The sequence below is a fragment of the Martinezella rhizogenes genome, assembly GCF_027460065.1.
Classification (GTDB): Bacteria; Pseudomonadota; Alphaproteobacteria; order Rhizobiales; family Rhizobiaceae; genus Agrobacterium; species Agrobacterium rhizogenes_C.
The window spans coordinates 136,020-148,703 of the sequence record NZ_JAPYZZ010000007.1; the positions used below are offsets into that span (position 1 = coordinate 136,020).

At 59.3% G+C, this 12,684-nt stretch carries 12 protein-coding genes; 7 read left to right on the forward strand and 5 right to left on the reverse strand.

Annotated elements, in window-relative coordinates:
• Positions 1-248: 248 nt before the first annotated feature.
• Positions 249-1,508, reverse strand: a complete 1,260-nt coding sequence (locus O8B93_RS12980; protein ID WP_269710414.1) for an N-acetylmuramoyl-L-alanine amidase — start codon at positions 1,506-1,508, stop codon at positions 249-251.
• A 645-nt stretch (positions 1,509-2,153) separates the two neighbouring features.
• Between O8B93_RS12980 and O8B93_RS12985 the strand changes: the two genes are divergently transcribed.
• Positions 2,154-5,057, forward strand: a complete 2,904-nt coding sequence (locus O8B93_RS12985; RefSeq protein WP_269710415.1) for an Rne/Rng family ribonuclease — start codon at positions 2,154-2,156, stop codon at positions 5,055-5,057.
• A gap of 111 nt (positions 5,058-5,168) precedes the next feature.
• Here the strand turns inward: O8B93_RS12985 and O8B93_RS12990 are convergent, their stop codons facing one another.
• From O8B93_RS12990 to O8B93_RS13000, 3 genes are all read right to left on the reverse strand, one after another.
• The gene (locus O8B93_RS12990; protein WP_269710416.1) at positions 5,169-5,873 is read right to left on the reverse strand and encodes an SDR family oxidoreductase; all 705 of its coding nucleotides are present in this window, start codon (positions 5,871-5,873) and stop codon (positions 5,169-5,171) included.
• A 127-nt stretch (positions 5,874-6,000) separates the two neighbouring features.
• On the reverse strand, positions 6,001-6,366 hold the full coding sequence (locus O8B93_RS12995; RefSeq protein WP_269710417.1) for an antibiotic biosynthesis monooxygenase family protein: 366 nt from the start codon (positions 6,364-6,366) through the stop codon (positions 6,001-6,003).
• A complete protein-coding gene (locus O8B93_RS13000) occupies positions 6,363-6,689 on the reverse strand; it encodes an NIPSNAP family protein (RefSeq protein WP_269710418.1) in 327 nt (108 codons plus the stop codon). The genes O8B93_RS12995 and O8B93_RS13000 overlap by 4 nt, the downstream gene beginning before the upstream one ends.
• A 74-nt stretch (positions 6,690-6,763) precedes the next feature.
• On the opposite strand from O8B93_RS13000, the gene O8B93_RS13005 reads away from it, so the two are divergent.
• On the forward strand, positions 6,764-7,447 hold the full coding sequence (locus O8B93_RS13005) for an ArsR/SmtB family transcription factor (protein WP_269710419.1): 684 nt from the start codon (positions 6,764-6,766) through the stop codon (positions 7,445-7,447).
• A gap of 27 nt (positions 7,448-7,474) precedes the next feature.
• Here O8B93_RS13005 and O8B93_RS13010 read toward each other — a convergent pair whose 3' ends face one another.
• Positions 7,475-8,632, reverse strand: a complete 1,158-nt coding sequence (locus O8B93_RS13010; RefSeq protein WP_269710652.1) for a pyridoxal phosphate-dependent aminotransferase — start codon at positions 8,630-8,632, stop codon at positions 7,475-7,477.
• 173 nt (positions 8,633-8,805) lie between these two features.
• Between O8B93_RS13010 and O8B93_RS13015 the strand changes: the two genes are divergently transcribed.
• The 5 genes from O8B93_RS13015 to aat all read left to right on the forward strand — a co-directional run bounded on the left by O8B93_RS13015 (position 8,806) and on the right by aat (position 12,660).
• Positions 8,806-9,573 (forward strand): DsbA family protein, encoded by a 768-nt coding sequence (locus tag O8B93_RS13015; RefSeq protein WP_269710420.1) that lies wholly within the window; start codon positions 8,806-8,808, stop codon positions 9,571-9,573.
• 125 nt (positions 9,574-9,698) lie between these two features.
• Entirely contained in the window at positions 9,699-10,136 is a 438-nt protein-coding gene (aroQ, locus tag O8B93_RS13020) for a type II 3-dehydroquinate dehydratase (RefSeq protein ID WP_006312617.1), read from the forward strand.
• A 25-nt stretch (positions 10,137-10,161) separates the two neighbouring features.
• The gene (accB, locus tag O8B93_RS13025) at positions 10,162-10,650 is read left to right on the forward strand and encodes an acetyl-CoA carboxylase biotin carboxyl carrier protein (RefSeq protein WP_269710421.1); all 489 of its coding nucleotides are present in this window, start codon (positions 10,162-10,164) and stop codon (positions 10,648-10,650) included.
• Positions 10,651-10,662: 12 nt separating this feature from the next.
• A complete protein-coding gene (gene accC, locus O8B93_RS13030) occupies positions 10,663-12,009 on the forward strand; it encodes an acetyl-CoA carboxylase biotin carboxylase subunit (RefSeq protein WP_080834223.1) in 1,347 nt (448 codons plus the stop codon).
• Between the two features lie 6 nt (positions 12,010-12,015).
• The gene (gene aat, locus O8B93_RS13035) at positions 12,016-12,660 is read left to right on the forward strand and encodes a leucyl/phenylalanyl-tRNA--protein transferase (protein ID WP_269710422.1); all 645 of its coding nucleotides are present in this window, start codon (positions 12,016-12,018) and stop codon (positions 12,658-12,660) included.
• The last annotated feature ends 24 nt before the right edge of the window (positions 12,661-12,684 follow it).

Genomic DNA, 12,684 nt, shown 5'->3' on the forward strand with positions numbered 1-12,684 from the left:
TTGCACACCATACCTTCGATGACAAGCCGGATATGGCAGCATTCGCTGATATGTTACCGGGCCGCGGGCCCGCAATCACGCACCGACGCTTTACGGATTGCCACCGAATCCGGTTTCCGAGTAACGCGGCGAATGTGAGTAAAATAGGGCTTGGGGTCGTTAATCGACCGCAAGCCCAAGAATTGAACAGCTTTTTCCACGATCAATGGCAGGGCGGCAACAACGTCTCCACCGCACCCCTGCCGCCATCAGCCGCCGTTCGCCAGGGCCTTGGAACGGTATCTCCCAACGGCCGTTGCCAATGTGTCGGCCACTTTCTTGCGCCACTCGATATCGAGAAGCAGCTTTTCGTCTTCCGCATTCGAAAGGAAGCCAAGCTCAAGAAGCACCGACGGCACATCATGGGCGCGCAGAACCATGAAACCGGCGTAACGGTGCGGATTGTTGATGAGGCCAACCTGCCCCTCAAAGGAGGAAACGATGTTTTCGGCCAGCGTTACCGAAAAGGCCTGGGTTTCACGGCGGGTGAAATCGAGAAGAATATCGGCGACCTCCGGCGGCTCTGTGGAAGCGGCAACGCCGGCAATCTGGTCTGACTTGTTTTCGCGCTCCGCCAGCTCCTGTGCCTGTCGGTCCGATGCCCGGTCCGACAGGGTGTAGACGGTCGCACCACGAATGCCCTTCTGCTTCAGCGTGTCAGCGTGCAAGGATATAAAGAGATTGGCATTGTTCTGGCGGGCGATCGTCACCCGTTCGGACAAGGCGAGGAAGGTGTCGGAATCGCGGGTGAGAAAGGCCTTGATGCCGGGTTCGCGGTTCAACCGCTCCACAAGCTCCTTCGCAAAGGTCAAAGTGATGACCTTTTCCTCGGTGCCCGTCGTGCCGCCGGTGGCACCTGCATCGATGCCGCCATGGCCGGCATCGACGGCTATGACAAATTCCGCCGGCCGTGATGTCTTGTCGTCGGGCGTGATCGCGGCTGTTGTCACCGGGGCCGGCGCCTGCCACTGCTGGTCCTTCACCAGCTCTGCAAACTTGCCCTTCGTTGTGATCTCGGCATCGAGCACAAAACGGAAAGACTGCCCGTCATCGCCCTTTTTCGTTTCGGCGACCGTCACCTGAACCGGCTTTTTCGCCGTCAGCACGATGCGGGCGCTGTTCTCGCCCATGGTGCCGAAGCGAATATCCGAAAAAAGCCCGGTCGGTTTCAGGTCGGAAGTGGGAAACGCGAAATTCACCGCGGGAAAGTCGACGACGATGCGGGCGGGCGAATCGAGATAGTGAACGTCGAATTCCGGCTCCTCGGCAAAATCGAGAACGATGCGCGTGCGCGCCTCATCACCGATGATCCGCGCCTGGTGGGCGACGAGCGGCTCTGCCGCATGGGCCGTCGGAACGACGGAGACTGAGGTGACGGCATAAAATGCCAAGGCCGCCAAAGCCCGCGCGATTCGCGCGCCAAGCCGCCCTGCCCCACCTGAAATCGCTGCGTTGCGCGTGAAATCCATGGCCTTCAAGAAATTCCGTATATCAGTCATTTTCGATAAACAGCGCGGGAAAACGCCGGTAACGGTGCCGTTTCAACCACGCCGTACGAGTATTTGCGCCTTTGCGCCCCACAATCGCAGGCCTTGGTGAACCAATTGTTAACCCGGAAATTCCACCAATAATATGGCATATTTAGCCAGCCTATTGCTATTATGACAGAGAAAACATACAACGCATGTGAGGGTTAAAAGTGTTGACGGGATAGATGCCCGCCGGCTGCCAATCGAAAAAGACGCTGGCGCTGCACATCGGGCAATCATCTGCCGTCGTTACATTTATCCTGAAACTGGATCAATTCCGGCCGTGGCCGGAGACCTACCCGGTGGCCCTGCCACCGCTGCTCTGAGGAGAGCAAATTCATCGGATCCCAAGGGGTCTATATATTATTGTCGTTCCGCCTGGCCAATGATGTCGCAGCAGTTTTCACATGAACCGGATACCAGGAGCAGGCCAAGCGCCTCGCCGTCGGTCCGGATGCTGCCAGTTTACAGAGGCCCGGCTGGAGACTTCATTTCCGGCACATCCTTGCACTCATATGAAAGGCTCGTCCATGTGGCGGGCCTGTTCTCGTATAAAACAAGGCTGCGCCGAGGAGCACAGCTTACATGGCAGACAAAATGCTTATCGACGCCTCCCACGAAGAGGAGACACGCGTAGTCGTTGTCCGTGGGAACCGGATCGAAGAATTCGATTTTGAATCGGAACACAAGAAACAGATCCGCGGCAATATCTACCTTGCCAAGGTTACCCGCGTTGAGCCTTCCCTTCAGGCGGCCTTTGTGGACTACGGTGGAAATCGCCACGGCTTTCTCGCTTTTGCGGAAATCCATCCGGATTATTACCAGATTCCGCTCGCCGACCGTCAGGCCCTGCTGAAGGCGGAAGCCGAGGATCACCGCCGCAGCGACGATTTCGAATCGGCCGATGCGCCCGAGCCCGGCGCGCCGATGATCGACCTGTCGCAGGTGGATCAGCCTGACGTCGGCATCGTTTCCGCAAGCGAAACTACCGAGGCCGTTGCCACCGAAGAAGCTGCCCCCGTCGCGGAAGCGGTTTCTGAGGAAACGGCCGTTGAGGTCGTTGCGGAGGAAGCGCCCGCCGAGGAAGAAAAGCCGAAGAAGCGCGTTCGCCGCCCCCGCGCCAAGAAGAAGACAGCTGAAGAAATCGCAGCCGAGGCAGCGGATGCGTCTTCCGAAGACGATGGCAGCACCGGCGGCGAAATGGCCGCAATGGTCGATACCGACACGATTTCCGAGGAAGTCGAAGGCCTTCGTCGCGGCAATGATGATGACGAAGACGATGATGACGATCATCACGAAAAGGAAGTCATTGAATCCGTTGGCGCCGAAGACGCCATGGAAGAAGTTCCGGATCGCGTCGCCCGCAAGCCGCGCAAGCAGTACCGCATCCAGGAAGTCATCAAGCGCCGCCAGATCCTTCTGGTCCAGGTCGCCAAGGAAGAACGTGGCAACAAGGGTGCCGCACTCACCACCTATCTGTCGCTTGCCGGCCGTTATTCCGTGCTGATGCCGAATACCGCGCGTGGCGGCGGCATTTCCCGCAAGATCACACAGCCGACTGACCGCAAGCGGCTGAAGGAAATCGCGCGCGATCTGGAGGTTCCGCAGGGCATGGGCGTCATTCTGCGTACCGCAGGCGCCAACCGCACCCGCGTCGAGATCAAGCGCGACTTCGAATATCTGATGCGCCTGTGGGAAAACGTCCGCACGCTGACACTGAATTCCACCGCCCCCTGCCTCGTTTACGAGGAAGGCTCGCTCATCAAGCGCTCGATCCGCGACCTTTATAACAAGGATATCAGCGAGATCATCGTTTCCGGCGAGGAAGGCTATCGTGAAGCGAAAGACTTCATGAAGATGCTGATGCCGAGCCACGCCAAGGTGGTTCAGCCTTACCGCGACATTCATCCGATCTTCTCGCGCTCCGGTATCGAAGCCCAGCTCGACCGCATGCTGCAGCCGCAGGTCACGCTGAAGTCGGGTGGTTACCTCATCATCAATCAGACGGAAGCGCTGGTTTCGATCGACGTCAACTCCGGCCGTTCGACCCGCGAGCATTCCATCGAGGAAACCGCGCTGACGACCAACCTCGAGGCGGCGGAAGAAGTGGCGCGCCAGCTGCGTCTGCGCGACCTTGCCGGTCTTGTCGTCATCGACTTCATCGACATGGAAGAAAAGCGCAACAACCGCTCCGTCGAGAAGAAGCTCAAGGATTGCCTGAAGAACGACCGCGCCCGTATCCAGGTCGGCCGCATCTCGCATTTCGGCCTTCTGGAAATGTCGCGCCAGCGCATCCGCGCTTCGGTGCTGGAATCGACCACGCAGGTCTGCCAGCATTGCGGCGGCACGGGCCACGTCCGTTCGGAATCCTCCATCGCGCTGCATGTGCTGCGCGGCGTCGAGGAATATCTGCTGCGCAACACCACCCATAACATCACCGTGCGCTGCACGCCGGAAACGGCGCTTTACCTGCTCAACCACAAGCGCGGCACGATCGTTGATTATGAAGGCCGCTTCGGCGTCGCCATCATCATCGCAGCTGACGCCGGTGTCGGTGCACAGCATTTCGCCATCGATCGCGGCGAAGCCGTCGAAAATCCGGTGAAGATCGAAAGCCTCATCCAGATGCTGCCGAACTTCGTCGAAGAAGAAGACGATATCGTCATCGAGGTGGAAGAGGACGAAGACGAGGAAGAAATCGTCAAGGCCGAGAGCGCCCAACCACGCCAGCAGCCGCAGGGCGACAATGGCGAGGACGGCAAGCGCAAGCGCAAGCGTCGCCGCCGCCGTCGTGGCAAGGGCGGTCAGAACGACCAGAACGGTGCGCTCGATGGCCAGGCCGGCGATGACGCCGATGATGTTGAAGGCGATGACGACAGCGCCGAAGCTGATGACACCGATGGCGATGCCGACGAAAACGGCGTGAACGAAACCGCAAATTCCGACGAAGACGGCAAGCGCAAGCGCCGTCGTCGCGGCAAGCGTGGCGGCCGCCGCAACCGTGACGATGCTCTCGATGCTGCAGGCACCGACGGCGAGACGGAAGGTGAAGAGGTTTCCGCCGCAGCGCCGGTAACGGAAGAGCCCGCCACCGCCGCCGAAGTGGTGGAAGGCGTGGTTGCCGACGTCGTGGCAGAAGAAGCCCCGAAGAAGCCCCGCCGCACCCGCAAGGCGAAAACCAAGACCGAAACCGAAGAGGCGCCGAAGGCTGAAACCGTCGAAACGGTCGAGCCGGTAATCATCGAGCCTGTCATCGTTGAAGCGACTGTTGTCGATGTCGCCATCGAAGAGGTCGGTGAAGCCTCGGCCGATCTGGCACCGGAAGCGGACGCTCCTGCGGCGGAAGAAAAGACCCGCGCAAACCGGGGCAGCAATGTCTCCAGTTCGGTACCGGTCGTCACCTCTTCCGGTTCGCCCGCGAGCAACCCTGATGGCGATGAGCCGAAGCCACGCAAGGGTGGCTGGTGGCAGCGCAAAGGCTTCTTCTGAGAGAAGTGACACTTAATAAAAAACGCCCGCAACATCGTTGCGGGCGTTTTGTTTTGTCGGTGCCAGAGCCCCAGACGATGTCACAGGAAAGAGTGTCGGTATGACCGCGCGTCAAACAGACCGAGTCAGCCCGCCATCAATCCGGATATTCTGCCCGGTAATATACCCTGCCCCTTCGGACGCGAGGAATGCCACGGTGGCAGCGATTTCCTCGCTCTTGCCGTAGCGCTGCATCGGCACGCTCTCGCGGCGCTCCTCCGTGCCCGGCAGGCTGTCGATCCAGCCGGGCAGGACATTGTTCATGCGCACATTGTCGGCCGCATAGGTATCGGCAAAAATCTTGGTGTAGGAGGCAAGGCCGGCGCGGAACACCGCCGATGTCGGGAACATGGCGCTCGGTTCGAAAGCCCAGGCCGTCGAGATGTTGACGATCGCACCGGCCTTCTGCTTCACCATGATGGGCGCTACGATCCGCGTCGGGCGGATGACGTTCATCAGATAAACATCGAGACCGGTGTGCCATTGCTCGTCGGTAATATCGAGAATGGAGGCGCGCGGGCCATGTCCGGCGCTATTGACCAGCACGTCGATGCGGCCGAATTTCTCGAGCGTCTGATCCGTCAGCCGCTGGAGATCGTCATTGGACTGGTTGGAGCCGGTGACACCGATACCGCCCAGTTCCTTCGCCAGCGCCTCGCCCTTGCCGGAAGAGGACAGGATTGCGAGCCTGTAACCGTCCGCCGCCAGGCGTTTGGCCACAGCCGCGCCCATGCCGCTGCCGCCTGCCGTTACAATAGCCACTTTTTCTGCCGACATCGCTTTTCTCCATATCCAGTCCAACGGGTGGTCCTGCACCACATTGACCCATCTATAACGGGTTTCAAGGATGAGTTCGAACCAGAAAGCCTTGCAGCGGCATACAGAAAAACTGATGCTGGAAATCTCAGCCCAAGCTGCTCCCCTCTATCGAATGGGCGTCCCGGCTGTCGGCTGGCGCTTCCTCCCGTTCCAACATGCCATAATCGCGGATCACATGTGCAATACGCAAGCGATAGTCGGAAAAGACGCCGGATCGGCCCAGAGCTTGCGCCGTGCGATGTGGCAGGGTGTTGCGCCACGCCCTCACCGCCTCCTCATCCCGAAAAAAGGAAAGCGAGAGCATCTTCTCCGGATTGCTGATGCTCTGAAACCTTTCGATGGACAGGAAACCATCGATTGTTTCGAGTTCGGCCCGCAGGCCGGCGGCTATATCGAGATAATGCTGTTTTTCGCCCTCAGCCGGCCAGACCTCGAAGATCACGGCGATCATTGCCCGCCTCCCGTCTGCGGGGCGGAGGTGAGGCGCAGGAACAGCCGGTCCTCGCGGCGGATGAACTGCTCGCGGCGGGCGAACTCATAGTTTTCCCGCCCCGCCGGGTCGGCGGCAAGCCGCGCCCTATAGGCTTCGTAAGCGGCGAGATTTTCGATGTTGTAGACACCATAGGCAATGGTGCTCGACCCCTCCTTGGGCGCGTAATAACCGATGAGATCAGCACCGCAGCGCGGGATCGCCTCGCCCCAGTTACGGGCATAACGGTCGAAGGCATCGACCTTGAAAGGGTCGATCTCATAGCGGATGAAACAGGTCAACATCGTTGGTCTCCTCATGTTCTGTCTCTCCCTTTTATACCATTGCTCCGCATCAATGCTTCGGTTATTGTCGAAGTATGAAGGATGGACCCCTTATCGCCAATGTCGCCGCCCTGATCGGTGACCCCGCCCGCGCCAACATATTGACGGCGCTGATGGATGGACGTGCGCTGACGGCAAGCGAGCTTGCGGAAGCCGCCGGCGTGACCCTGCAGACCGCCAGCGGGCACCTTTCCAAGCTCTCTGAGTCACAATTGCTGAAGGCGGAAAAACAGGGGCGGCACCGTTATTTCCGTCTCTCCGACGAAGATGTGGCGCAGGTTCTGGAAGCGCTGATGGGTCTTGCGCAGCGAACGGGCGCGGTCCGTGTACGCACCGGGCCGAAGGACAAGGCGCTGCGAGAGGCACGCATCTGCTACGACCACCTGGCCGGGGAAAGCGGTGTTGCGCTACTTTCCGCCATTACCGCCAAGGGACTGGTGACATCAGGTGATGACCCGGCGCTGACGGATGACGGGCGCGATTTCTTCTCGAGCTTCGGTATCGATCTTTCGCCGCTCGAAAAGGCGCGGCGGCCGTTGTGTCTGCATTGTCTGGACTGGAGCGAACGCCGCCATCACCTCGGCGGCGGGCTCGGCGCATCGCTGCTTGACGCCATGCAGCAGCGCGACTGGTTGCGGCGCGGAAACGGTCGTGTGCTGACCTTCACGGCAAAAGGCGAAAAGGCTTTCGTCAGCACCTTCGGCTGCACGCCCGCCTGATTTCGGAAAAAGGCGGACGTTGCGGGCTTATTTCAGCCAGCCGGCAATACGTCCCACCGCCTCGGCAATGTCCGATACCGAACCCGCATAGGAAATACGCAGCGCCCTGTGACCCTCCTCGGGATCGAAATCCATGCCCGGTGTCGCCGCCACATCGATTTCCGCCAGCATACGCTTGGCGAAATCCATGCTGTCATTGGAAAAACGACTGGTATCGACATAGGCGTAAAAAGCCCCATCCATCGGAGAGGCCAGAGGCAGGCCGATTTCCGGCAGGCGCGCCATCAGGAAATCGCGGTTGGTGCGGTAGCTTTCCCGGTAGACGTCGAGTTCTTCCGCCGCCGAAAAAGCCGCGGTCGCCGCCAGCTGCGAGAGTTCCGGCGGTGAAATATAGAGGCTCTGGGCCAGGCACTCGACCGGACGGACGAGATTTTCGGGCAGCACCATCCAGCCGATGCGCCAGCCGGTCATGCAATAATATTTGGAAAACGAATTGATGATCACGGCACTATCGGTGATTTCGAGCGCGCTCGTTTCCTCCCCGACGAAGGTCAGTCCGTGATAAATCTCGTCGGAAATGAAGGCCATGTCGCGGCTTTCGCAATAGCTCGCCAACCGCTTCAGCGCCTCACGGCCGGTAACCGTGCCGGTGGGATTGGCGGGGCTTGCCAGAAGCACGCCCTTCAACTTGCAGCCCGCTTTCGTTTCCGCGCGTTCCAGACTTGCCGGTGTCAGCGTGTAGCCGGTTTCGGCCGTGACGGGCACTTCCACGACATTAAGACCGAGCGCTTTCAGAATATTGCGATAAGCGGGGTAACCGGGCCTTGCGATGGCAACATGATCACCGGCATCAAACAAGCTGAGGAAGGCAAGATTGAAGGCGGCGGACGAACCTGTCGTCACCGCGATGCGCGCCGGATCGATGGCCACCTGATGGCGCAGCCGGTAATGGCCGGCGATCGCCTCGCGCAGCTCGCGCAGGCCGAGCGCGTCGGTATAGCCGATGCGTCCGTGTTTCAGCGCTTCTTGAGCCGCTTCCAGCGAGGCTTTCGGCGCGGGGTGGGAAGGCTGGCCGACCGCCATGGAAATAACGGGGCGTCCCGCCTGCCTGCGCCTGTTCGCTTCCGCCAAAATGTCCATGGCGTGAAAGGGTTCGACTGCGCTCCGCTTCGACATCGTAATCAAGGGCATGCTCTTTCCTGAACCGTATTTCGCAGACTTGCCGCAGAATCACAATCTTCACAATCATGCGATCATAATGCGGACAAGTATTTTTGCCGTATGGCATTTGGCTTAAAGTAAGGTAATTGCCTTCATAAGATTTCAAGAGGCTGCGGCCGAACAGAATGAGGACCGATATGGCGCATTTTCTCCGTTCCACCCTTCTCGCCAGCGTGACGGCCCTTTCAACGGTATTCGCCGGCCTGCCCGCCCACGCGCTCGATGAGAAGCAGAAGAAGGAAATGGGCGAGTTCATCAAGCAGTATCTGATCGAGAACCCGGAAATCATGCTCGAGGTTCAGGATGCGCTTGAACGCAAGCAATATGCCTCGCGCAACGCCAAGGCCGCGGAAGCGGTTGCCGACAACAAGAAGGCCATCTTCGAATCGAAATACGACCTGGCGCTCGGCAATCCCGATGGCGACGTCACGCTGGTCGAATTTTTCGACTATAATTGCGGTTATTGCAAACGCGCCATGGGCGACATGGACAATATCCTGAAGGGCGACAAGAAGGTCCGCGTCGTCCTCAAGGAGTTTCCGATCCTCGGGCCGGAATCGGTTGCCGCACACCGCGTCTCCAACGCCGTGAAGCTTTTGGCGCCGGCCAAATATGCCGAATTCCAGCGCACCCTGCTTGGCGGCCGTGGACGGGCCAATGAAGACAGCGCCATGGAAGTCGCAACCTCGCTTGGCCTCAAGGAAGCCGATATCCGCAAATCCATGGCTGAAAACCCCAATGACGCGCAGGTGCAGGAAACCTACAAGCTGGCAACCAGCCTCGGCATTACCGGAACACCCTCCTATATCGTCGGCGACGAGGCGGTTTTCGGTGCTGTCGGTGCAGACCCGCTGAAGGAAAAAATCGCCAACATGCGCAGCTGCGGCAAAGCAACCTGCTCGTGATTCAGACGAAAGGCCTTTATTGCCTGTGAGATAAGGGGCAGCCCCTGCGCTTTAGGGCTTGCAGGGGCTTTTCCTTGAAGGCTGCGCAGTCTATAGGTGTCGCTGATTTTCTTATGGAAACGCGAATGAGCAACATCATCATCGTCATCAACGGCCCCAATCTCAACATGCTGGGAAAACGGGAACCGGGTATCTACGGTGGCAAAACGCTGAAAGACATAGAAAACGATTGTGTGAACGCCGGAGCCGATCTCGGCTTTTCGGTGGAATTTCGCCAATCCAACCACGAGGGCGTGCTCGTGGACTGGCTGCATGAGGCGGGCGAGCGGGCGGCGGGTGTCGTCATCAACCCCGGCGCTTACAGCCACACCTCCATCGCCCTGCACGACGCCATTCGCGCAATTTCGACTCCGGTCGTGGAAGTGCACATCTCCAATATCCATGCACGGGAAGAATTCCGTCACAAATCGATGGTCTCGCCCGCAGCCAAGGGCATGATCTGCGGTTTCGGACCATATGGATACGTCATGGCGCTTCATGCGCTGAAGAACATCACGGCATAAAAAGAAACAAAGAATAGGGTTTGTCATGTCTGAAAAGAAACAGGGTATCGACAAGGAACTGATCCGCGAACTCGCGAATATCCTCAATGATACCGACCTTTCGGAAATCGAAGTGGAGCAGGAAGACCTGCGTATCCGCGTTTCCCGCGCGGCTCCCGCTCCCGCCACGGTCTATGCCGCAGCACCCGCCGCTTATGCGCCCGCACCGGCAGCAGCAGCGCCTGCAGCCGCACCGGCAGTTGCTGCCCCGGCCGCACCTGCAGCACCGGCCCGCAACCCGGCCAACACCGTTTCCTCGCCGATGGTCGGCACGGTTTACCTGTCGCCTGCTCCAGGCGCCCGTCCCTTCATCGAAGTGGGCGCGACCGTCAAGGAAGGCCAGACCATCCTCATCGTCGAAGCCATGAAGACCATGAACCAGATCCCGGCCCCCAAGTCCGGCAAGGTCGTGGAAATCGTCGTCAACGACGCACAGCCCGTGGAGTATGGCGAAGCCCTCGTGGTCATCGAATAAAGGCGGTTCAGCATGGTTTCGAAGATCCTCATAGCCAACCGTGGCGAGATTGCGCTGCGCGTCCTGCGCGCCGCAAAAGAGCTTGGCATTCCGACTGTCGCCGTGCACTCCACGGCCGATGCGGATGCGATGCATGTGCGCCTTGCCGACGAAAGCGTGTGCATCGGCCCGCCGCCTTCGCGTGACAGCTACCTCAACATCCATCAGATCGTTGCGGCCTGCGAAATCACCGGTGCGGACGCCGTTCACCCCGGTTACGGCTTCCTGTCGGAAAATGCCAAGTTCGCCGATATTCTCGACGCGCACGGCATCACCTTCATCGGGCCGACCGCCGAACATATCCGCATCATGGGCGACAAGATCACCGCCAAGCAGACGGCGCAGGAACTCGGCATCCCCGTCGTTCCCGGCTCCGATGGCGAGGTGAAGCCTGAAAACGCGATGGAAATCGCACGCACGATCGGTTTCCCCGTCCTCATCAAGGCGACGGCAGGCGGTGGTGGCCGCGGCATGAAAGTGGCGAAGACCGAAGCCGATCTGGAAGAAGCCGTTGCGACGGCCCGCTCCGAAGCGGCAGCAGCCTTCGGCAACGATGCCGTCTACATGGAAAAATACCTCGGCAAGCCGCGCCATATCGAAGTGCAGGTTTTCGGCGATGGTGAAGGCAATGCCGTTCACCTTGGCGAACGCGATTGCTCGTTGCAGCGCCGCCACCAGAAGGTGCTGGAAGAAGCCAATTCACCGGCACTGACAGTCGAACAGCGCATGAAGATTGGCGAAATTTGCGCTGACGCCATGCGCAAGCTGAAATATCGCGGCGCCGGCACCATCGAGTTCCTGTATGAAAACGGCGAGTTCTATTTCATCGAAATGAACACCCGTCTGCAGGTGGAGCATCCGGTAACGGAAGCCATCACCGGCATGGATCTCGTGCAGGAGCAGATCAGGGTCGCTTCAGGTCAGGGCCTGTCGGTCACGCAGGCGGATATCGAATTCCATGGCCACGCCATCGAATGCCGTATCAATGCCGAAGACCCACGCACCTTCGTTCCCTCGCCGGGCACGCTGACCTATTTCCACACACCGGGCGGCCTTGGCGTGCGCGTCGATTCGGGTGCCTATCAGGGCTACAAGATCCCGCCTTACTACGACAGCATGATCGGCAAACTCATCGTTCACGGTCGCGACCGTGACGAGTGCATCCGCCGCCTGCGTCGGGCGCTCGACGAATTCGTCGTTGATGGCATCAAGACCACGCTGCCGCTTTTCCAGGATCTTCTCCAGAATGAGGATATTCTAAACGGCGATTACGATATTCACTGGCTGGAGAAGTATCTGGCCGGTGACGCGTCTCACTAAGACGATATGGCTGGGCGGCGCAGCAGAAACAACGACATAACGGTCGATATTCTGCTGCGCGCCTATTCCGCCGGCCTGTTTCCCATGGCCGACTCGGCTGACGATCCTGAGCTTTTCTGGGTCGAGCCGGAGATACGCGGCATCATCCCGCTCAATGATTTTCACGTTTCCAAAAGTCTCGCCAAGGCGATACGCAAGAAGCCGTTCGACATACGTTTCAACACCGCCTTCGAAGCTGTCATGGCGGGATGTGCGGCGGAAGCGCCTGACAGGCCGAGCACCTGGATCAACGCCACCATTCGCAGGCTTTATACCGAGCTGCACCAGATCGGCCATGCCCACAGCGTTGAAGCGTGGGAGGGCGAGGAACTGGTCGGCGGTCTTTATGGCGTCTCGCTGGGGGCCGCGTTCTTTGGCGAAAGCATGTTTTCCCGCCGCACCAACGCCTCGAAGATTTGCCTCGTGCATCTGGTGGAGCGGTTGCGGCAGCAGGGGTTTACCCTGCTCGACACGCAATTCACGACCGAGCACCTGAAAACATTCGGCGCAATCGACATTCCAAAATCGGAATATGCGACGATACTGGAAGCAGCCGTCGACCGGCCGGATGTGCCCTTTGATAAATTGATCGCCCAAGAAAATCCGCACTGAAAACAACCTTAGATTTTTCTTGCA